Source organism: Pseudomonas sp. MWU12-3088, from assembly GCF_023242405.1.
Taxonomy (GTDB): domain Bacteria; phylum Pseudomonadota; class Gammaproteobacteria; order Pseudomonadales; family Pseudomonadaceae; genus Aquipseudomonas; species Aquipseudomonas kribbensis.
Window position 1 is genome coordinate 19,719 of sequence record NZ_JALJEA010000003.1, and the last position, 21,588, is coordinate 41,306.

Here is a 21,588-nt window from a genome sequence, read left to right on the forward strand (position 1 = left end):
GTCTCCTGATGAGGGCCACCCGCCTGAAACTGGCGAGCGATGGGGGGATTGTAAGGACAGTTTTCAGCCCGGCCTTGTCGCCAAGCGACAACTTCTTATAGCGCAAACCCCGGATTTTCCCGGGTTTACGGCAATGCGACATATAGCGTCGCAAAGGCGCAGTTTAAACCGTCGCCGGCAATTGCAGCAGGCCTGTGAGCATATCAATTGGCATGTGCCGGTCTGTCATACATATGTACCGCATCCGTTGCAGAGATCTCTGGTTTGCTGACGGTTTCCCGACGGACATGGACAGACCCGATGCAGGCATCCACCGGACAGATTGCAGCCCACACAGCGCTCAATCCCCCCGAGCACTACGAACCTCTCAGAAATGCTTTCCCGGAATGGCTCGGCAAAGCCTCGGCCGCCCGGCGCCAGGCCCTGAAGCACAATCGCCGTAAGCTCTCCGACAAACTCAAGAAAGCACCGAAGGCGCAGCATGCTGAATTGAGAGCCCTCATCGCCCAGCGCATGAGCGTGCAGAACGACATCGACCGGACACTGGAGCAACTGCAGGACGCCTACGCCTATGCCGAGCCGATCCTGAACCAGGCGCTGAAGAGCAGATTCAGTCTGGACGTGGATCTCAGGAACACATTCCTGCACCTCTACATCCCGGTGAAAACGCCCGGATTCCCGATCACCACCGGCAGCCGGACCTGGACGGTGTCACTGCTCGATGCAGCGCTGCACAACTTCGAAGAAGACGAAACCGAAGCTGACGCTTACTCCAGCGAGTCGACCTTCACGACCAGACCATCACCGTCAGGTCGGTTCGAAACCCTGCCGCAGATAAAGGCACGCATGAGCATCGCGGCGTTCGCCCGCCTGTGTCGGGAATTGGACATCGGCGTCCGCTACAAGACGTATCTTGAAGAAAACCTGGCTATCAACGACCCCGTCGCCGGCGCGGTGCTGCATCAGCGCATCAACGCCAGCGAAAAAGCCGCCATCCAGGCCGCCCTGCACATGGCAAAAATGAATGGCGATGTCAGCGAGCTGTACGTGCGCCTGATCGGCGGTTTGCTCGACGATTTGCAAGGCATGCGAGTCAATGGTCAGGCGCTGCTTTGCCATGACCTGAGCATGATGTCGTCGAAGCTGACCGGCATCGTTCTTTTCGCGCCGGATCTGCAGCAGGCACGTACCCCGGTCAGGGTGGTGGCCTATGTGCCGGACGATCCCGAGCATCCGGTCAAGGAATACGCCTCGACTGTAGACATGATGCGCGAGCTGACACGTCAGCTGCGCAACCTGGAGTATCAGAAATTCTTCAGCCGCTTCGTGGCCCATGACCAGCGCGGGTACTTTTTCGCCGACCTCGGACAGCGCCTGAGTCGGGTGAAATGGCACCCAACGGAAACCGGTAGCTCGTTGCCCGCCTGGCGAGACACGCCCGTCGACAACCCCGATCTGCAATTTGCCACCACGCCCATCGAGGGTCCGCTGCTGGATCAGCTTTATCAACGAAAGTTGAACAAGATCCTCAATGACGCGGCGACGATCGCTGTCCCGACCGCCACCGTCGACTGCAACGCCCGTTGGGCGACATGGGACGCCTTCAGCCGGATTGCCTCTTCGATTCTTGAAATCGCCTCGTTCGCGCTGATGCCCTTTGTCCCCTTCCTGGGCGAAATGATGATGGCGTACATGGCCTATCAGTTTCTCGACGAAGTGTTCGAAGGGGTCGTCGACTGGGCCGAAGGGCTGAGCACAGAAGTTGCCGAGCACATGTTCGGCGCACTGGAGTCGCTGATCCAGCTCGGCGCCTTCGGCCTCGGTGGTGCCATCGTCATCAAGGAGCTGCCGACCGTATTGCCGGCCGAGTTCATCGCACTGATCGACCGTTTCCAGCCCGTGAAATTGCGCAACGGCAAGACGCTGTACTGGAAACCGGATCTGCAACCGTACGCTCGCCGGATTCAACTACCCAAGGGGTCCGGGCCCGACCCACAGGGACTGCACTTGCACCAAGGGAAAAGGCTGTTCCCCGTAGACCAGACCCACTACGAAGTCAGCGATCACGAGCATCCCGGAAAACTGTACATCGAGCATCCGACCCGTACGGACGCCTACCGCCCCATCGTGCGTCATAACGGTGAAGGGGCTTTCCACACCGAGCTTGAACGACCGCTCGAGTGGGACGCCCCGACTGCATTGCAACGCATCGGTCATAGCGTTGAAGCGTTTTCATCCGCCAAACGCGAGCGGATCCTCAAGGTCAGCGGCTATCCGGAAGATGCGCTGCGCAAAATGCACGTCGACCAGGAACGCCTGCCGCCGCTGCTGGCCGACAGCATCCAGCGCTTTCGGATCGATCAGGACCTGCAGGACTTCATAGACCGGACCGCCAGCGACAGACCCGAGGAATACCTGAATGCGGATCCGCTGATCCAGCTCCAGCTTCTCAAGGAACAGAATCTGTGGCCGGCCAACAAAAGGCTGCGATTCATCAACGAGCAAGGTGAAATCGCATGGCAGTCCACGACCGACCAATCGCCTCCTCTGACGGAGCTCCGCCAGGACAGCCTCGCCGAGGGTGACCTGCTCAAGACACTGATCCAGGCCCTCGACGAACCGGAAATCAAAACGCTGCTGGGCGAAGAGTTCGGCGAGCGGTACGCCCTCGATGCCCGCACCCGCAAGCTCAGAGCCATGCTTGCGCAACTCGCCCGACAACAGCGCCCTTCGCTTTTCGAGGCACGCTATCAGGCGCTGCAACAGAGCGTTGATCCCTTGGCCAGGCATGTGGCTTTGCATGCACCGCAACTGCCCATCAGAATCACCGAAGAACTGCTGAGTACGGCGACCGGTTCAGAGCTGCTGGAGATCAGCCAGGGACACTGGCCTGAACGGCAGCAGGCCCTGACAGAACAAGCCACACACGAACTGCGCATCACCCGTGCTTACGAGGGACTTGAGCTGGACTCGGTGCGCAACCCCGATTCCGATACCCTGGCCCTCCATAGCCTTCAACAATTGCCGGGCTGGCCAACAGACGTACGTCTTGAAGTCCGTGCGCAGTCCCGGGCAGGACAGTTACTCGACAGCACCGGCCCCATCGAAGCCCCCATCCAGAAAGTTTTGGTCCTCAAACCCGATGGTCTCTGGCAGCCATACGACGAACAGGGACTGGAGCTGCATGGCACCACCGATTTCTACACCGCCGTTCTGCAAGCCCTGCCGGACACACAACGGCAAGCACTGAACCTGCAGATCGGCGAAGGTGAAAAGCTCAGGCAAGCCATCCGTGACAATCCACTGCCCCGCTCCGAACTGCGAATGGCGATCTTGCCCGACCCTGGCCCGACACCTGCCGTGGATGCCTTGCGTCTGCTGGGTACCGATGGTTACTCACGCAACGCACCACCATCTCTGCAAGCACCCCGCACGCTGGAAAACCGGATCAGACAGATCTACCCGAGAATGTCCGAGACCGATCGGCTCGCCATGGCTCGGCGCCTTGAAAACCACCCGGGCGGAGCAATCGCCGAGCTGTCCCGGCTTCAGCTTGAATATGCACAACTCGATAGCGACCTCAATCAATGGATATTCGACCTCCCGGATATCAACCCGGCAAACGGCATCCTAATATCGGACGACCAGCGGATGTCGGCCATCCGCGATCGCCAGATGTTCGCCCACGCGCTGCGCAACTGTTGGCGCAGAGAGATGCGCGGCCTCAATGGTTACGAAATGCGCTTTTCGCAGCCGATCGTAGGCGATCTACCCGCCCTGACATCGGACTTTGGCCACGTCGTCGAGCTGGAGCTGATCGGCAATAACACGCCTGGCGCCATGAATACCTTTCTCGAGCGTTTTCCGGGGCTGGTACGCCTGGATCTGCTCGATTTCGACCTGCGCGATCTGCCGCAGCGCCTATCGAACCTCCCGCAACTGCAACAGCTGACGCTGCAAAATTGCGGTGTCGTCCTGACACCGGGAAACCAGTCGCTGCTGTCGTCACTCAACGGGCTGACCGCACTGAATCTGGAACACAATCCGCTGAGCGTGACGTTCGATTTCAGCGCCTTGCCAAACCTGACTCACTTGAATCTTTCCAGCACTGGAATCTCCGAAGTCCCGCCGGGACTTCTGAACCATCCTCGCCTCATCAGCGCGTGGCTTACCGACAATCAGATCACCACGCTCCCCGATCCTTTTTTCCAGCGACCTGCCGCCTCTACCGCCGGATACGATTTTTTCGGCAATCCGCTTTCCAGTGCGACCCGGGAAAAAGTGAAGATCTATTACAACCGGACCGGCAGCGATCTGGGAGTTCGCCCCGAGCAAACGGAAATAAGCCGGACCAAGGCACTGTTTACCGATCTTAACGACCGTCAGGCCAGCGAACTGATCTACAGCCTGCCGGGCTCGCTGGCGCAAGGCCGACTTCAACTGGAGCGATGGGAAAGCGAAATCACCCGGCTGACCGCCGACCTGGCGACATGGGCGCGGAACACGCCGAATCGCAATCCGTCCACAGGGGAGATGCTGACACCCCAGGAACATTCCAGTCAGTTTTACGAGCGGGAAATATTTGCCGGAAGGATTGAACGGCTATGGCGCCACCGCTCGACCGCACACCCGCTGACAAGAGCGGACGTCTTCTCGGCGCAAGCCACGTTCATCGGCGACATGCCCGTGCTGACGGCAGACTTCAACCACATCACAACGCTATCCCTGAACGGAAACAAACAGATAAATGCCACCTCAGCCTTCCTCCGAAGCTTCCCCCGATTGAAGCGCCTGATCCTGCATGACTTTGCACTGGATCAACTGCCACAGACACTCAGCGCCTTGCCCATGCTTGAGACGTTGCTGCTCAAAAATTGCGGTGTGCGGCTCACTGGCGAGCTACAGATCGCACTGGCGTCAATGCGCGAACTTGAATCGCTCGAGATGCCGGACAACCCGCTGGACAACACACCCGATGTCGGCAGCCTGACCGAACTGACCTACCTCGACATCTCTCGCACCGGCATCAGGCATGCGCCGACCGGTCTGTCCTGTCACCCGAAACTGCGAACGGCCATCGTCAGTGACAACCGGATCAGCGAGCTGCCCGAAGCCTTGTTTGACATGCCCGCGCCGGCCAGCGAAGGGTTCGATTTCTCCGGCAATCCATTGACCGCCGATACTCGTGAAAGGATCAAACGTCATTCCCGGGAAACCGGTGTGGATTTCGCGGTACTCGCCGAGCAGCCGGACATCAAAGCCACACAGGCCCTGTTTCCCGCCCTGGATATCGAAGAGGCCAGCGATGTGTTCTATGGCTTACCCGGCGACCTGGAGCATGGGCGCGGTCAACTCAGGCACTGGAAAGCGGAATTCGAGCAACTCACCGCCGATCTGGCGCAATGGAAAATGGCGATCCCCCAGACGCATCCCGCCACTCAACGCCCCTTCACTACTTCGGAGTTCCTCGCGGAACACTCGGCAAGAGCAGCCTTTGCCGAACGACTGCAGGCACTGTGGCGTGCCCGATTACCGGAAAACCCCAGGCAACGAGGCGACTCTTTGGTCGCCAACCTGGCGTTCAGCGGGCAGCTGCCAAGGCTGACAACCGACTTCGGCCACATCCGCATCCTTTCACTAACAGGCAATCCGGCACTGAGCGACCTTGACGGATTTCTTCAGCCCTTCTCCACTCTGCATCATCTGGAACTGCGAGATTTCAGTCTTGGGCAAAACCCGCTTTCAGCCCTGCAAATTCCTTCTCTGGAACGTCTGACTCTGGAAAACTGCGGCTTGACGCTTACCCCACAAAGCCACGCGACCCTGTCATCACTTGACGCCCTTCAGTACCTGAATCTGAACCGAAATCCACTGGGGCAATCGCCCAACCTCAAAACGCTGCCGGCGCTGCTTCAACTGCATATGGTCGATAGCAGCATTTCGAGCCTGCCCGACGGCCTGTTCGACCATCCTCGTCTGCTCGCAGCCTTTTTCGATCGCAACCAGATCCGTGAACTGCCCGACATCCTCTTCGAAGTCGACGCCCGGCCGCCCAGACAGCTCAGCCTTGCCGACAACCCGCTCTCACCCGCCATGCTTGAGCGAATCAAGCATTGTTACCGGCAGTTCAGGTTGAACTTTGGCGTTGCGATGCCTCGGGAGGACATCGAGCGAGTCCGCGAGCTGTTCCCGTCCCTGGACGATAATGACGCCAATCGAGTGCTGTATCTGCTGGAGGGAAACATCGATGACGGCCGGTTGCGGATCGAACGCTGGGAGGCCGAATTGCAGCAGCTGGAGCAAGATCTGGAACAGTGGGTAACCGACATTCCGGAACGCTATCCGGGCAGTGGCCTTGTACTGACCGAAAGCGACCGCGCCGCAGAGTTTGCCAGCCGTACGACATTTCGCCTGGAGCTGGAATCGTTCTGGCGCCAAAGGTCTGCGGAAAACCCGGAATCAAGAGCTGCAATCCTCAACCTGGACCCGGGATTCATCGGCGAGCTGCCGGCCTTGAGCGCAGACTTCGCGCACGTCACGGCACTGTCGATCATCGGCGATCACCAGTTACGGGTGGGCACGGAGTTCCTGCGCGGCTTCACCGGTCTCGATTCGCTTGAACTGGGTAACCTGGCACTGTCAGAGATTCCGCAGGCGCTGACCGGAATGCCGGACTTGCGACAACTGGCTCTGAGTCACTGCAAAATCGTACTGGATGACGAAGGCAGCGCCGCGCTGCATTCGCTGAAGCAACTGGTCCGGCTCGATCTCTACAGCAATCCACTGGGCCGCTCGCCCGACGTCCGCAGGCTGCCGTCTCTGGAGTTTCTCGACCTTTCGAACACCGGAATTTCCAGTCTTCCTCCAGGTTTGCTGGAGGCACCAGGACTGGAAACGGTGATCCTCAGTGGCAATCATCTCACCGAGCTCCCCCCGGAACTCTTCGAGCTGCCCGCCTCTGTCACCAACGGCTTTGACTTCGGCAGCAATCCGCTGAACGCGCCCACCCGGGAGCGCATCAAGACCTACTATCGCGAGACCGGGGAGAACCTCGGTGTACTGGCCGAACCGGCGGACATCGCACGCACCCAAACACTCTATCCGGCGCTGGACGATGAACAGGCCAGCACGCTCATCTATCAACTTGAAGGTTCACTGACCGATGGCCGCAGAGAACTGGCCCGCCGGGAAGCGGAACTCGGCCGGTTACTGGGCGATCTGGCCACCTGGGAAAGCGATATACCGGACCATCGCTTGCCCGGTCAGCCACTCACGCATGACGAACGACTGATAGAGGAACAAAACAGAACGGCATTCAGCGAAGCGCTGCTGTCCTGCTGGCGCAGAATACCCGTGGAAGGCTCGGACACCGGCGATCACACTTTCACTTTCCGGCTACCGATCCTGGGCGATCTGCCGACACTGAGCGTCGGCTTCGACCATGTTTCGGACCTGCATCTGGTCAACACCCGCGATGACTCGCCACGGATCGGGCGATTTCTCGAGGCATTCCCTCAGCTCGTCAGCGTCGACATTCAAGGCTATGAACTGACCGGTATCCCCGAGGCCATCTTCCGGATGAAGCGACTCAACACACTGAGTCTGCCAGCGTGCGGCCTCACCCTGTCCCCTCAGGACGTTGCAGGACTGGCGAGCCTGGACAGCCTCGACCTGCTGCACCTGCATGACAATCCGCTCGGGCTGACGCCCGACCTCAGCGACCTGCAGGGGCTTACCGATCTGGACCTGAGCACCACCGGCATTCGCGAAATCCCGAAGGGGGTACTCGGTAACTTCAACTGGATGGAGCTGGATCTTTCAGGCAATGAAATCACCGAAATGCCGGACGAACTGATGGAGGTACCGGCCTATGTCGGTGATCGCTATGACCTGCGCGGCAATCCCTTCTCCGTTCAGGCCATGCAGCGAATCCGGGCTTATTACCAGGAAACGGGTATGACGCTGAACGTTGACGGCGTGCTCGAGCATCCGCCGGTGCGCGGTCGCCCCAGTGTCGAGATCGAGGATTAACAACGCGAGAATCAACAGCGCCATGAAGTATGGCGCTGTGCTTGAAGGATCAACCGCGCTCGGGCGGCACTGACGACAGTTCGAACGGGCTGCTGCTGCGCCGCTGGTTGCGGTCTTCCCTTGGCGTGGCGCCGAAGAAGTTGCGATAGGCGCTGGAGAAATGCGGTCCCGAGGAGAAACCGCACGACAGGCCGATCTGAATGATCGACTTGCTGGTCTGCATCAACATCTGCCGGGCCTTGTTCAGGCGCAGTTCCAGGTAGTACTGGCTCGGCACGCGGTTGAGGTATTGCTTGAAGATCCGCTCCAGCTGGCGACGGGACACGCACACGTGCTGGGCGATTTCGTCGGTGGTCAGCGGCTCTTCGATGTTGGCTTCCATCAGCAGCACGGCTTGCGTGAGTTTTGGATGGCTGGAGCCGAGACGGTTTTGCAACGGAATCCGCTGACGCTCGCCGCCTTCGCGGATGCGCTCGACCACCAGTTCTTCGGAGACCGCACCGGCCAGTTCCGCACCGTGATCCCGGGCCAGCACCGCCAGCAACAGATCGAGCACCGACATGCCGCCGCACGCGGTCAGACGATCGCGATCCCAGTCGAACAGATGGCTGGTGGCGATGACTTTCGGGAAGCGCTCGGCGAAATCGTCCTGCCAGCGCCAGTGCACCGCCGCGCGGTAACCGTCGAGCAGACCGAGTTGCGCCAGCGGGTACACACCGGCCGATAGACCGCCGATCACACAACCGGCGCGCACCAGCTGCTTGAGCGCGCTGCTGAGTGCCGGCGCCAAAGTCGTCGGTGGCTCGTCAGCGAGCAGGAACAGTTTCTGGAAGTTTTCGAGCTTGCCGGCCCAGGGTTCGCCGGGCAGTTGCCATTCACCTTCGGTCGGTGCTTCGGCCTGCAGGAACGACAACTCGTAAACCACGTCCGGATGCACACGCTGGGCGACACGCAAGGCCTCCTCTGCCAGCGCCAAAGTCAGAGCTTTAGTGCTGGGCCAAATCAGGAAACCAATTCGATGGGCAGTCATGGCGGGCGATCCGAAACGTAAACAGAGGGAAAAACCGAAATCGGCTGCAACCAAATTAGACCATCTGGCGCGCTGCGCAGCATGACCTAATTTGGTGCATAACGGGAGCGATTACTTGAGGCTGCCCGAGAGGAATTGTTGCAAACGTTCCGACTGCGGATTGACCAGCACTTCGCGCGGGTTGCCGCTTTCTTCCACGACGCCTTTGTGCAGGAACACCAGCTGGTTCGACACTTCACGGGCGAAGCCCATTTCGTGAGTCACCACCACCATGGTGCGGCCTTCCTGAGCGAGGGCCTGCATGACTTTCAGCACGTCGCCGACCAGTTCCGGGTCGAGGGCCGAAGTCGGTTCGTCGAACAGCATCACCTCAGGTTCCATCGCCAGCGCACGGGCGATTGCCACACGCTGCTGCTCGCCACCGGACATATGCCCAGGGAACGCGTCTTTACGATGGGCCACGCCGACTTTGTTCAGGTAGTGCTCGGCTTTCTCGCGGGCTTCGGCCTTGGACACACCCAGCACGTGAACCGGCGCTTCCATGATGTTTTCCAGCGCGGTCATGTGCGACCACAGGTTGAAGTGTTGGAACACCATCGACAGGCGCGAACGCATGCGTTGCAGCTGTTTCGGATCAGCGGCTTTCAGCGCGCCGTCCTTGTTTGCCACCAGTTTCAGCTCTTCGTTGTTGAGCAGGATCTTGCCCGCGTGCGGCTGCTCGAGCAGGTTGATGCAACGCAGGAAAGTACTTTTGCCGGAGCCACTGGAGCCGATGATGCTGATCACATCGCCGGCGGCCGCTTTCAGGGAAACGCCCTTGAGCACTTCGTGACTGCCATAGCGTTTATGCAGGTCTTGGACTTCAAGTTTGTACATGCGGTCGGTTCTCACAAAAACAGTCAGTCGTTGAGCAAAGGGCCGTCGCGCAGCGCATCGCGCCCCGCCACTTTGGCCAGCCAGAAACCGGGTTGGGCGTAACGCAGCCGCTCAATGGCAAACAGCACCCCGGACGTACCAGCACACACCGTGCTGACCCGATCCGACAGCGGATCGATCACTTCGAAAATCTTGTCACCGGCTTCAACCCACTCGCCGGGCTTGCGCAGGAAACTCACCACGCCAGGATGCGGTGGCAGGAGCAGTTCAGTGCCCTCGAACGGCATGCCTTCGCACGGTTCGCGCACGGCGCTTGGCCACTCGCCACGGATCAGGCCCTGCTCGGCGAGGAACGCCAGAATCCCTTCGGCCCAGGCTTCGGCCTGCGCAGGTGTGGTGTCAGCCTGACCACCCAGTTCAACGGTGGTTGCCAGGCACGCCAGTGGAATCTGCGCGTCCGGGAACAGGCGCGACAGACGCAGCCACGGCAACGAACAGGCTTCATCAAACGAGCTGCCACCAGAATCTTCCGCCAGCAGGCCGACCTTCACATCCAGGTGCGCGGCGAGCGAACGCCACTGCGGCCAGTGCTGCGGCAAGGCGTACATGTGCAGCGCGGCTTCGCAGTCGCAATGCAGATCCAGCACCACATCGGCAGTGGCGGCATGTTGCAGCAGGATGCGCTGCATGCCTTGCAACTGGCTGCTGGCCTCGGGCAATGCGGCCAGATGATCGGCCATTGCCTGACGGATCAGACGGATGTTGGCGTGCGGGTCATCACCGAGCTGTCCTTCCAGCTTGGCGGCCACCGGGGCGCTGAGCTCGACGAAATCACGGTTGAAATTCTTGCCGCTGCCGGCCTCGAAACGCCCCTGATGGTTGCCTTGCAGCAACTGGCCAAGACCCAGCGGGTTGGCCACAGGCACCAGTTCGATGACGCCGTTGAGCAGGCCTTTGGCTTCGAGTTCGCCGAGGCGTTTTTTCAGCTCCCAGGCGGTGCGCATGCCGGGCAGTTCGTCGGCGTGAAGGCTGGCCTGGATGTAGGCCTTGCGCTCGCCGCTACCGAAGCGAAACACCGAAATCCGGCGTTCGCTGCCCAGGTGGCTCCACGGCAGAACGTGGTCGATGCGTTCCATATCAGTGCTTCCTCGGGGCCAGGTAGCTCAGCCAGCGACGCTCGGCCAGCTTGAACAGGCGCACCAGAATGAAGGTCAGGCACAGGTAGAACACGCCGGCGGTGATGTACGCCTCGAACGGCAGGTAGAACTGCGCGTTGACGGTACGGGCCGCGCCGGTGATGTCGATCAGGGTCACGATGGACGCCAGACTGGTGGTCTGCAGCATCATGATCACTTCGTTGCTGTACTGCGGCAGTGCACGACGCAGGGCCGATGGCAGCAGGATGCGCTTGTACATCTTGACCCGCGACATGCCCATGGCCTTGGCCGCTTCGATCTCACCGTTCGGCGTGGCCTTCAGGCTGCCGGCGATGATTTCGGCGGTGTAGGCGCTGGTGTTGATCGCGAACGCCAGGCACGCACAGAACGTTGCGCTGGACAGCCACGGCCAGAGGAAGCTTTCACGCACCGCTTCGAACTGGGCCAGACCGTAGTAGATCAGGAACAGCTGAACCAGCATCGGCGTGCCGCGAATCACGTAAGTGTAGAGCCACGCCGCACCATTGACCACGGCGTTCTTGGAGACGCGCATCAGCCCCAGCGGCAACGCCGCGAGCAGACCGAAAAACAGCGACAGCGCGAGCAACTTGAGGGTGGTCAGCAGGCCGCCGAGGTACAGCGGCAGCGACTCCCAAATGACGTTGTAGTCGAAGATCATAGATCAGCCGCCCTTACGCCTACCGAGTAGCGCTTCTCAAGGTGACGCAGCGCCAGCAACGAGACACTGGTGATCACCAGGTACATCGCCGCCACTGCGAGGAAGAAGGTGAAAGGCTCGCGGGTGGCATCGGCCGCCTGCTTGGCCTTGAACATCATGTCTTGCAGACCGACCACGGAAATCAGCGCGGTGGCCTTGGTCAGTACCAGCCAGTTGTTGGTGAAACCCGGAATCGCCAGACGGATCATCTGCGGCACCAGCACCCGGAAGAACACCTGGAAGCTGCTCATGCCGTACGCCATGCCGGCTTCGGCCTGACCTTTGGGGATCGCCATGAACGCGCCACGGAAGGTTTCCGACAGGTACGCACCGAAGATGAAACCGAGGGTGCCGATGCCGGCGGCCAGCGGGTTCAGGTCGATGTACTCGTCATAGCCGAGCATCGGGGCGACACGGTTGAGCAGGTCCTGACCGCCGTAGAAGATCAGCAGGATCAGCACCAGGTCGGGAATCCCGCGGATCACCGTGGAATACAGATCGCCCAGCCAGGCCAGCCAGCGCACTGGCGACAGGCGCAATGCGACACCGATCAGCCCGAGAACGATGGCCAGGGCCATGGACGACAAGGCGAGCTGAAGCGTCAGCCAAGCGCCATCGAGGATGACAGCCCCGTAGCCTTTCAACATGATTCAGGTCCTCGAAAGTTGGGATGAAAAAATGGCGCAAACCGCAGAGATCCTGTTGCTTGCGCCATTTCGGACGGGTCGAGCGACGTCTTTACTTGCCGTAAATGTCGAAGTCGAAGTACTTGTCCTGGATTTGCTTGTACTTGCCGTTTTCGCGGATGGCCGCGATGGCAGTATTGATCTTGTCTTTCAGGGCGTCGCCCTTGCGTACCGCGATGCCTACGCCGTCGCCGAAGTATTTTTCATCGGTGAACTGCGGGCCGACGAACGCAAAGCCTTTGCCGGCGTCGGTTTTCAGGAAGCCGTCGTTCAACAGAGTGGCGTCCGCCACGGTGCCGTCGAGGCGACCGGCGGCCACGTCGAGGCGACCGGCGGCCACGTCGAGGTAGATTTCGTTCTGCGAGCCGTATGGCTTGATCTCGGCACCCAGCGGAGCCAGGACTTCACGGGCGAAGCGCTCGTGGATCGAACCACGCTGCACGCCGATGTTCTTGCCCTTGAGCTCGGTCAGCTTGTCGCTGACCACGGTGCCTTCCTTCATGACCAGGCGGGCCGGAGTGTTGTAGTACTTGTTGGTGAAGTCCACGGACTTCTTGCGGTCTTCAGTGATCGACATGGACGAGAGGATCGCGTCGATCTTGCGCACTTTCAGTGCCGGGATCAGACCGTCGAACTCTTGCTCGACCCACTGGCACTTGACCTTCATTTCTTCGCACAGTGCGTTGCCGATGTCGTAGTCGAAACCGACGATGCTGCCGTCCGGGGCTTTGGATGCGAATGGAGGGTAAGCCGCTTCGATACCGATCTTCAGAGGCTTTTCATCGGCGAATGTCGGCAGGGACAGCACGGACAGTGCCAGGGCGCCAAGCAGCACAAGTTTCTTCATCTTGGGACTCCATCGGTAAAGGGCAAAAACGGCAGAGTGAGCGACAGCCCAATATGCGAATGGGTGGAACGAAAGCGGTTGCTGCGTGCGTGGGATATTTCCGAACAAACCCTGAAGGCTTCAACGCGAGCCACGACGAGCGAGTGATCGGCATTCTAACGACAGGCCCGAAGCCGATATTTCTTCAATGCGACAACTAATTACAGAAGCACCGAGAAACCCGCTTGAGCACATTGACAGCTCCGCAATTTCATGCAAGAGCGAAAGACGGTGAACCGATCTATGCTGCAAATTGCGGGCCTATTATTCGCAAACCCTTCTAATCCGGCAAGCGCGGGGTGATGTCTTATTTTTCACCGGTCGTTTTGAGGCTCTAAAACGGGGCGATGCGTTTCTCATTGCCCCGTTGCGGGGCGGGCGGTTACACATTCGGTTACTTGAAGTCGGGCGGGTAACAACGGGAATGGGCTGACGGAGCAATTCGATAATTATTGGAAAACAAAAAGCCCCGCCCGGCGCGATGCCGGACGGGGCTTTTCAGCCTTCAGACCCGTCGCTTACGCGACGTTCATGGTCTTGTGCGTATCGATCAGATGCTGCACCACACCCGGATCGGCGAGAGTGGAGATGTCGCCCAGGCCTTCGTACTCGGCGGTGGCGATCTTGCGCAGGATGCGGCGCATGATCTTGCCCGAACGGGTCTTCGGCAGCCCCGGCGCCCACTGGATCACGTCCGGCGAAGCGATCGGGCCGATCTCCTTGCGCACCCAGTTCTTCAATTCCAGGCGCAGCTGCTCGCTCGGCTCTTCGCCATTCTTCAGGGTGACGTAGACATAAATGCCCTGGCCCTTGATGTCGTGCGGCACACCGACCACCGCCGCTTCGGCGACTTTCGGGTGAGCAACCATCGCGCTTTCGATCTCGGCAGTGCCCATACGGTGGCCGGACACGTTGAGCACGTCATCCACGCGACCGGTGATCCAGTAGTAACCGTCGGCATCGCGACGGGCGCCGTCACCGGTGAAGTACATGCCACGGAAGGTCTTGAAGTAGGTATCGACGAAACGATCGTGGTCGCCGTACAGGGTGCGCGCCTGTCCTGGCCACGAATCAAGAATCACCAGATTGCCTTCGGCCTCGCCCTCGATGATGTTGCCGAGGTTGTCCACCAGCGCCGGCACCACACCGAAGAACGGACGTGCGGCCGAACCTGGCTTCAGGGTATGGGCGCCCGGCAGCGGGCTCATCATGTTGCCGCCGGTTTCGGTCTGCCACCAGGTATCGACGATCGGGCAACGGGACTTGCCGACGTTCTTGTAGTACCAGTCCCAGGCTTCCGGGTTGATCGGCTCGCCCACCGAACCGAGCAGACGCAGGCTGCTGCCGTCCGCGCCTTCGACTGCGGCGGTGCCGGAGGCCATCATCGCGCGGATCGCAGTCGGCGCGGTGTAGAGGATGTTGACCTTGTGCTTGTCGACGATCTTCGCCACCCGGGTGATGTCCGGGTAGTTCGGCACGCCTTCGAACAGCAGCGTGGTCGCGCCGTTGGCCAGCGGGCCGTAAACGATATAGGAGTGGCCGGTAACCCAGCCGACGTCGGCGGTGCACCAGTAGATTTCACCCGGACGGTAGTCGAACACGCGCTCGTGGGTCATGGCCGCGTACAACAGATAACCGCCAGTGGTGTGCTGCACGCCTTTCGGCTTGCCGGTGGAGCCGGAGGTATAAAGGATGAACAGCGCTTCTTCAGCGCCCATCTCTTTCGGCGCGCAAACGGTGCCCGCCACTTTCATCAGGTCTTCGTACCAGATGTCGCGATGCTGGTTCCACTTGATGTCGCCGCCGGTGCGCTTGCACACGATGACTTTCTGGATGCTGCTGGTTTCCGGGTTGGTCAGGGCGTCGTCGACGTTGGCCTTGAGGGAAATCTTCTTGCCGGCACGGATGCCTTCGTCAGCGGTGATCACCACTTTCGAGCGGCAGTCGATGATGCGACCGGCCAGGGCTTCCGGCGAGAAACCGCCGAACACCACCGAGTGAATCGCGCCGATCCGGGTACAGGCCAGCATGGCGACCACGGCTTCGGGAATCATCGGCATATAGATGGTCACCACGTCGCCGCGGTGCACGTCCTGACCACGCAGGGCGTTGGCGAACTTGCAGACTTGTTCGTGCAGTTCGCGGTAGGTGATGTTGCGGCTTTCGGAAGGATCGTCGCCTTCCCAGATGATGGCGACCTGATCGCCGCGCTCGGCCAGATGACGGTCGAGGCAGTTGTAGGAAACGTTCAGGGTGCCGTCGGCAAACCACTTGATGTCGACATGGTGATCGTCGAACGAAGTCTGTTTCACCGTGGTGAAAGGCTTGATCCAGTCGAGGCGCTTGGCTTGTTCGCGCCAGAAGCCGTCAGGGTTGACGACCGACTGCTGGTACATGGCTTTGTAGGTCGCCTCGTCGGTCAGCGTATTGGCCAGAACCTCGGGACGAACGGGATACAGAGAAGCCGCACTCATCTTTCCTACCTCGGTGTAATAGTTGTTTTTGTATGACCCTGTTGTAGCCGGGGCGACCGTATAGAACCATTCGACGATGGTAGTAACAAGCCCCTACAGGTCGTGGCGATAATCCCGATGCTCGCCGCCGATGACCTCGCAGACCTTGAATCTACTGGCCTGGCAGCGATTGTTACCAAATCTGCCAAAGGTGTTTATCAAAACCCCATCTGTTTACACCCACCCCGCCTCCCTAAAATCTGCCTCGCCGACAAGGCAAAGTGATTAACAACGTTACAGCCCCCACGAAGGCCGTTAATCCAGCTCTGAAGTAACAAACCAAACGATGAAGTTCCACACGCAACCCCAAAAAGGTTGCGTGACCCCACTCGACCTCAAGAAGGTAAATTTCAAATGAAAGCTTTATTGGTTCTGGCCCTCAGCAGTCTGTGCGCAACCGCCATGGCAGACGAGGTCCCGACTGATGTCGCACAGCAACAACCGGCCATCGAGGAATACACTTACTCCACTCACCTGGACATCGCCAAAGTTGTATCGATGAGCGAAGTACCAAATGTCTGCGAAGTGGTACCGATGAAAATGGAGTACGACGACTCCACAGGCCAGCGCCACATCCTGCGTTACAGCGTGATGGGTAACGGCTGCACCAATTGATGGTTTGAGACTGCACCGAATCGGATCGCTCAGCGCAACATCGAGGGTCGATTCCAGCCCGGCTTCGGTCGGGCTCAGTTGTGTTTGAAGGGACGTAAAAGGGTTGCAAAACACAAGATATAGTGAAAAACGCGGTTTTTTGCTCGTTTTTTGAGCAACCAATCACACGCAGAAAAATTAATGAAAAAAATTTCTCCGGGGCCAATCCCGGCGAAAGCCCTGTAAACCCTCGCTCCAAACGAAATCACCCTCCCGCTCGACCGCCCTGCGCTGTTTCGCCCTCCCCCACGCCCGTGTTTTTTTCCCTATAATGCCGCCCAATCGGGTCAGCAATATTCCCTTACAGGGATCAAAGCCATTCTGAAGCCCCGCAGCAGCGTCCACGCTGACTCGCGCCCGTCAGAGGCTCTCGGAAACCCGTAAAAATTTTCTGTTTATTGCCTGCGTTGCACCGCTGCAAAAAACGACATCCAACGCGGCCTGTACGGCCGTGTGAAAAACCAACCAATCAGTTTTCACACGGGCACAGGCCCTCACGCAGGAGACGACACGTCATGCTGAGCTGGGACGAATTCGACAAAGAAGACAGTGAAGTAGCAGTAAAAGGCGCCAACGCCGGCCACGCTACCGAAGCCAACATGGACCGCCTCGACAGCGCCGGCGGTGCCGCCGCCCTCGAAGCCCGCGCCGTGACCGCCGAAGACTCGGCCGCCGTGGCCCGCGCCAAGGCTGCACTGGATTCCCTCGACGTCGCCGAAGGCCTCGCCGAACTCGAAGGCTCCGCCGCCCGTGTCGCCGTTGACGAAAAGCGCATGATCAACTGCCGCGCCGACCTCAACCAGCTCGTGCCATTCAAGTACGACTGGGCCTGGCAGAAATACCTGGACGGCTGCGCAAACCACTGGATGCCGCAAGAAGTCAACATGACCGCCGACATCGCCCTCTGGAAAAACCCGGAAGGCCTGACCGACGACGAGCGCCGCATCGTGATGCGCAACCTCGGCTTCTTCTCCACCGCCGACTCCCTGGTTGCCAACAACCTGGCCCTGGCCGTGTACCGCCTGATCACCAACCCGGAATGCCGCCAGTACATCCTGCGCCAGGCATTCGAAGAGGCGATCCACACCCACGCCTACCAGTACTGCATCGAATCGCTGGGCATGGATGAAGGCGAGATCTTCAACATGTACCACGAGATCCCGTCGGTCGCGAAAAAAGCCGCCTGGGGCCTGAAATACACCCGCGCCATCTCCGACCCGGAATTCAACACCGGCACCGTAGAGACCGACAAAGAACTGCTGCGCAACCTGATCGCCTACTACTGCGTTCTGGAAGGCATCTTCTTCTACTGCGGCTTCACCCAGATCCTCTCCATGGGCCGCCGCAACAAAATGACCGGCGTCGCCGAGCAATTCCAGTACATCCTGCGCGACGAATCCATGCACCTGAACTTCGGCATCGACGTGATCAACCAGATCAAAATCGAAAACCCACACCTGTGGGACGCCGAAATGAAGGAAGAAGCTTCGCAGATGATTCTGCAGGGCACCCAACTGGAAATCGAATACGCGCGTGACACCATGCCTCGCGGCGTACTGGGCATGAACGCGGCGATGATGGAGGACTACCTGAAGTTCATCGCCAACCGTCGCCTGTCGCAGATCGGTTTGAAGGAAGAGTACCCAGGGACGACTAACCCGTTCCCTTGGATGAGCGAGATCATGGACTTGAAGAAAGAGAAGAATTTCTTTGAGACTCGGGTTATTGAGTATCAGACTGGTGGTGCGTTGAGCTGGGACTAATCGTCTCGCTCGCCATGGTTTGACGATTGCTGCTTGAATCGTTGAATTGAGAAAGCAAAAAGCCCCGATTTTATCGGGGCTTTTTTATGGGCGGCTGGTTGTCCTTTTCCATCCCTACGTTGCAGCGCTCAATCTCCTACAGCACTTACAGCCGCTTCGCATTGAAGCCAACTGCAAGCACCTCTAAGCTCAATTGCAGGTGCCTAAGAAACACCCAACGTAGAAAGCTTGGTCAGTCACACAGACGCACATGTCGTCAGTGGAGCTGCCTCGCTCGTTGGGATTTCTTAAGTCCACTCTACGTTGGGTTCAGGCCCTCCAAAAATCTAAACGTAGAGGTAATGGATATGCCCGATCCTTTTTCTGTAACAGTCTTCTCGCGTCACAACCTCGCACTACACGCCCTCTTGCTCGAAAACCAACCTTGGTTCTGCGCCCGCGATATGGGTCGTTTGATGGGTGTCCATCTGTGCGAACGCATGGTCAACAAGCTAGATAATGATCAACGTCGCGTTTTGTGGATTGAGTATTTTCGGCAACCCGAAAAGCAACTGATGCTCAGCGAGTCTGGTGTGTATGCGTTGCTGGTGTATCACTACGTCCCAGGGAACCGGTTGTTGCGGGAGTGGTTAACTCAGCAGGTGGTGCCGGCCTTGCGTGATGCAGAACACTCGGGGCATTCAGATCGGCCGATGTTGAGCTTGTTGGATTGGCCGGAGATGTCGTTGAGCCTGCTGCATTGGCAGGATGAAGGCTGGATTCGGCTGCGGGATATGCCGTTTCTTTTGAATGATCAACCGCAGCAGAGTGCCCCTGTAATTAAGCCTTGGTGGCGGCGAGTGGCTCAGATGCTCCAAATTTCGAAGCACTCTATGGGCTAGGTGACATCTTTATAGGACCGCTTGCGAGATCTAACCCTTCGCATGGGGCTCATAACAACCACTTATTATCAGTCGAGGGTCTGGCCCCCCCCCCTCGGCTGTTGAAGGGGTACGAAGAAAGCAAACATGATTGGAACGCTTAGCCCTCTATGACTTCCAAACGCTGCTTCAGCCTTCGATTCAGCAATGCTCCATGCACACCAGAATGAATTTCCCGGTGACAACTTGGACACACTGCAGCCACATATCGAGGGTGGTCTAAACCACCATCGGAGAGCCGATTCACGTGATGCGGCTCTAAATAGGGTGTGCCATCTTTTTTCAAAAATGGAGCTGGCCTCTCACAGCTTTCACATGCTCCCTGGGCACGCATCAGTACGTAGTGCGCAACCTTTCGGCTACGCTGATAAATCTTACGTGAGGCAGATTGCCCTACCCCACCACTTGCAAGCTTACATGCGGCCAATGCAGCCATCCGCGCAGCAGCCAGAGAATCGGGGAGATCAGCCTTATCCTCGTCCTCTTCATCAATCATTCCGTCAGGGATACCGACCGGGACTAGCCGAAAAACAATTGCCTTACGGTCCTGGCCAATTACATCCGGTCGAGTCCGCGTGAACATATCAGCACAAGAAAACTCCCCTACGTAAGCGCAACCTTTGCCTTTGCCGAGCAACTTAAACAAATGCAGTGCCCGGCCATCGACAGCATGCTCAGCAATAGCACGGTTGCCACGAGTTAAAGTCATCGCTCCACGTCGGCCTTCACCGGTATAAAAGTAGACGCCGTCTTCACAACGGTCGGCATAACCATATTGTTCACCGCTCTCGCCAGTGAACAAAAAAATCACTGGATGGATAGCTGACGCGGCAATGCCGCTTTGCCGACTCCCGCCAAATGGCCCATTAATTTCAGTTTTTCGGTCGTAAACAGCCCCCGGAGTGAACTGCAACACAAGCTCGCTTTCCCCGCGAGGCAGTTCCACAATGGTGAAGCCTCGCTTTTTAAGGTAATTGTTGGTTGGATGCCCGCCCGAAAAAGCGCTTACAGCAATACCAGTCGCCAAAGAGATGATTTTCTTCGTTGGATACAGCTCACCATCCGCATTAATGGCATATCGATGAGCTTGGTCGTTTTCCCAGCTTTGCCACTCAGGCCTACTCCGAAATTTATGATCGAACTCCAGCATCGCGCTGTTTATTCGTTCCTTCGAAACCGCTTTGATCACCACGGATGCTGCCCTTTATCGACTTTAGCTGTAGGAAAATTCCTATAGTCGCCAAAGTGCAAAAGGGTTTCAATGCGTAACAGAGCAAAAAGCCACTATTTATAGACGCTCAAACGTGCGCCATAACTGACCTCCCGCTATTAATACCCCTCCCCCACTCAAGGACCCGAGCCCCACCATGAAATTCGACCTCGCCTACTGCCTCAGCCTCGACGACAAACTGTCGATCTATGACGTTCGCGATCTCAATTTCGATGAGACGGTGGCGTTCGATTCTGCGAAGGAACACTTTCAGTGCCCCAACGACGCCTGTCGTGCGGCATTCGATGCATCCAACGAGTTGGGTACGTTCAACGCCAAGAACGTGAATTACGTGCGTACGCCGCACTTCAAGAATTTGCCCGGTACGCAGCATGTGGCGGGTTGTCCGTATGTGAGTGTGAAGACGTCGGCGTCGGGGGTTGAGGCGGCGGATGGGGAAACGGATGACGGGCGGGAGGAGCATTTCCCGTCGGAGTTGTTACTGACGCGCCGTGAGTATGTGCGCAAGCCCGCTGCGCCAGCGGGGGCGGCGGATGTGTTGCGGGATGATCCGGTGCGGGTGGCGACTGCCCCTTCAAAAGAGTCGCCGAGTCGTGAGACGGCGCCGGACAAGACCAGTGTCTTCGCTCACCCCGTGGAGTGTTTTGTGTCGAACTTCGCGGACAAGGATTTGCTCAAGCGCATGCCGTTGAAGATTGGCGAGCATACGGCGCCGTACAGTTCGTTCTTCAAGAAGATCGAATATTTGATGGACAACAAGGGGCTGATTTACTGGGGCCGGATCAAGAAGATCGAGGACTTCCACAGCGCCAGTTTCCGGATCGATTTCGAGGACAAGGTCTGGTTCAAGAAGCCGGATGAGAGCAAGAAGAAGCCTTATCCGGTCAGTGTCTATCTCAACAAAAAGCTGATCGACAACTACCGCAAGCGCAAGGCGTTTCTGGAAGAGATCAAGCACGCCATCGACAGTGATAAGGAGTTGTTCTGCTTTTTCTATGGTGTGACGCCGGAGTTGAAGCAGGTGCCGGGCAAGAAGAACCCCGAAAAGCCTTTCGAGGTCTTCAATGCCAATATCGAGAACCTGGATCACTTCATCATTCGTGAAGCGCCGGGGCTGGCGTGA

General features: G+C 58.5%; 13 protein-coding genes. 5 read left to right on the top strand and 8 right to left on the bottom strand.

The window, feature by feature from the left end; translation table 11 throughout:
• Nucleotides 1-300: 300 nt before the first annotated feature.
• On the top strand, nt 301-8,031 hold the full coding sequence (locus tag M5B98_RS08870) for a dermonecrotic toxin domain-containing protein (RefSeq protein ID WP_248742492.1): 7,731 nt from the start codon (nt 301-303) through the stop codon (nt 8,029-8,031).
• Between the two features lie 49 nt (nt 8,032-8,080).
• Here M5B98_RS08870 and argR read toward each other — a convergent pair whose 3' ends face one another.
• The 7 genes from argR to acs form a co-directional block, all read right to left on the bottom strand.
• Nucleotides 8,081-9,061, bottom strand: a complete 981-nt coding sequence (gene argR, locus M5B98_RS08875; protein WP_085709719.1) for a transcriptional regulator ArgR — start codon at nt 9,059-9,061, stop codon at nt 8,081-8,083.
• A gap of 111 nt (nt 9,062-9,172) precedes the next feature.
• Nucleotides 9,173-9,937 carry an ABC transporter ATP-binding protein gene (locus M5B98_RS08880; RefSeq protein ID WP_003227281.1) on the bottom strand — a complete coding sequence of 255 codons (765 nt, stop codon included), beginning with the start codon at nt 9,935-9,937 and terminating at the stop codon, nt 9,173-9,175.
• A gap of 23 nt (nt 9,938-9,960) precedes the next feature.
• The gene (locus M5B98_RS08885) at nt 9,961-11,073 is read right to left on the bottom strand and encodes a succinylglutamate desuccinylase/aspartoacylase family protein (protein ID WP_248742493.1); all 1,113 of its coding nucleotides are present in this window, start codon (nt 11,071-11,073) and stop codon (nt 9,961-9,963) included.
• Between the two features lies 1 nt (nt 11,074).
• The gene (locus tag M5B98_RS08890; RefSeq protein WP_248742494.1) at nt 11,075-11,773 is read right to left on the bottom strand and encodes an ABC transporter permease; all 699 of its coding nucleotides are present in this window, start codon (nt 11,771-11,773) and stop codon (nt 11,075-11,077) included.
• Complete coding sequence (locus M5B98_RS08895) at nt 11,770-12,459, bottom strand: ABC transporter permease (protein ID WP_065261785.1); 690 nt, start codon at nt 12,457-12,459, stop codon at nt 11,770-11,772. Before M5B98_RS08895 ends, M5B98_RS08890 begins: the two co-directional genes overlap by 4 nt.
• Nucleotides 12,460-12,550: 91 nt before the next feature.
• Nucleotides 12,551-13,345: an ABC transporter substrate-binding protein gene (locus M5B98_RS08900; protein ID WP_248742495.1), complete on the bottom strand. Its 795-nt coding sequence runs from the start codon at nt 13,343-13,345 to the stop codon at nt 12,551-12,553.
• Nucleotides 13,346-13,902: 557 nt separating this feature from the next.
• Nucleotides 13,903-15,858, bottom strand: coding sequence for an acetate--CoA ligase (gene acs, locus M5B98_RS08905; protein ID WP_114884931.1), 1,956 nt, complete (start codon nt 15,856-15,858; stop codon nt 13,903-13,905).
• Nucleotides 15,859-16,251: 393 nt separating this feature from the next.
• Between acs and M5B98_RS08910 the strand changes: the two genes are divergently transcribed.
• From M5B98_RS08910 to M5B98_RS08920, 3 genes are all read left to right on the top strand, one after another.
• Nucleotides 16,252-16,512: a DUF2790 domain-containing protein gene (locus M5B98_RS08910; protein ID WP_085709715.1), complete on the top strand. Its 261-nt coding sequence runs from the start codon at nt 16,252-16,254 to the stop codon at nt 16,510-16,512.
• Nucleotides 16,513-17,066: 554 nt separating this feature from the next.
• The gene (locus tag M5B98_RS08915; protein ID WP_085709714.1) at nt 17,067-18,314 is read left to right on the top strand and encodes a ribonucleotide-diphosphate reductase subunit beta; all 1,248 of its coding nucleotides are present in this window, start codon (nt 17,067-17,069) and stop codon (nt 18,312-18,314) included.
• Nucleotides 18,315-18,661: 347 nt separating this feature from the next.
• Nucleotides 18,662-19,195 (top strand): Bro-N domain-containing protein, encoded by a 534-nt coding sequence (locus tag M5B98_RS08920; protein WP_248742752.1) that lies wholly within the window; start codon nt 18,662-18,664, stop codon nt 19,193-19,195.
• A gap of 139 nt (nt 19,196-19,334) precedes the next feature.
• On the opposite strand, the gene M5B98_RS08925 is transcribed toward M5B98_RS08920, so the two are convergent.
• Nucleotides 19,335-20,426, bottom strand: a complete 1,092-nt coding sequence (locus M5B98_RS08925) for an HNH endonuclease signature motif containing protein (protein ID WP_248742496.1) — start codon at nt 20,424-20,426, stop codon at nt 19,335-19,337.
• 175 nt (nt 20,427-20,601) lie between these two features.
• Between M5B98_RS08925 and M5B98_RS08930 the strand changes: the two genes are divergently transcribed.
• Nucleotides 20,602-21,588 carry a hypothetical protein gene (locus tag M5B98_RS08930; protein WP_248742497.1) on the top strand — a complete coding sequence of 329 codons (987 nt, stop codon included), beginning with the start codon at nt 20,602-20,604 and terminating at the stop codon, nt 21,586-21,588.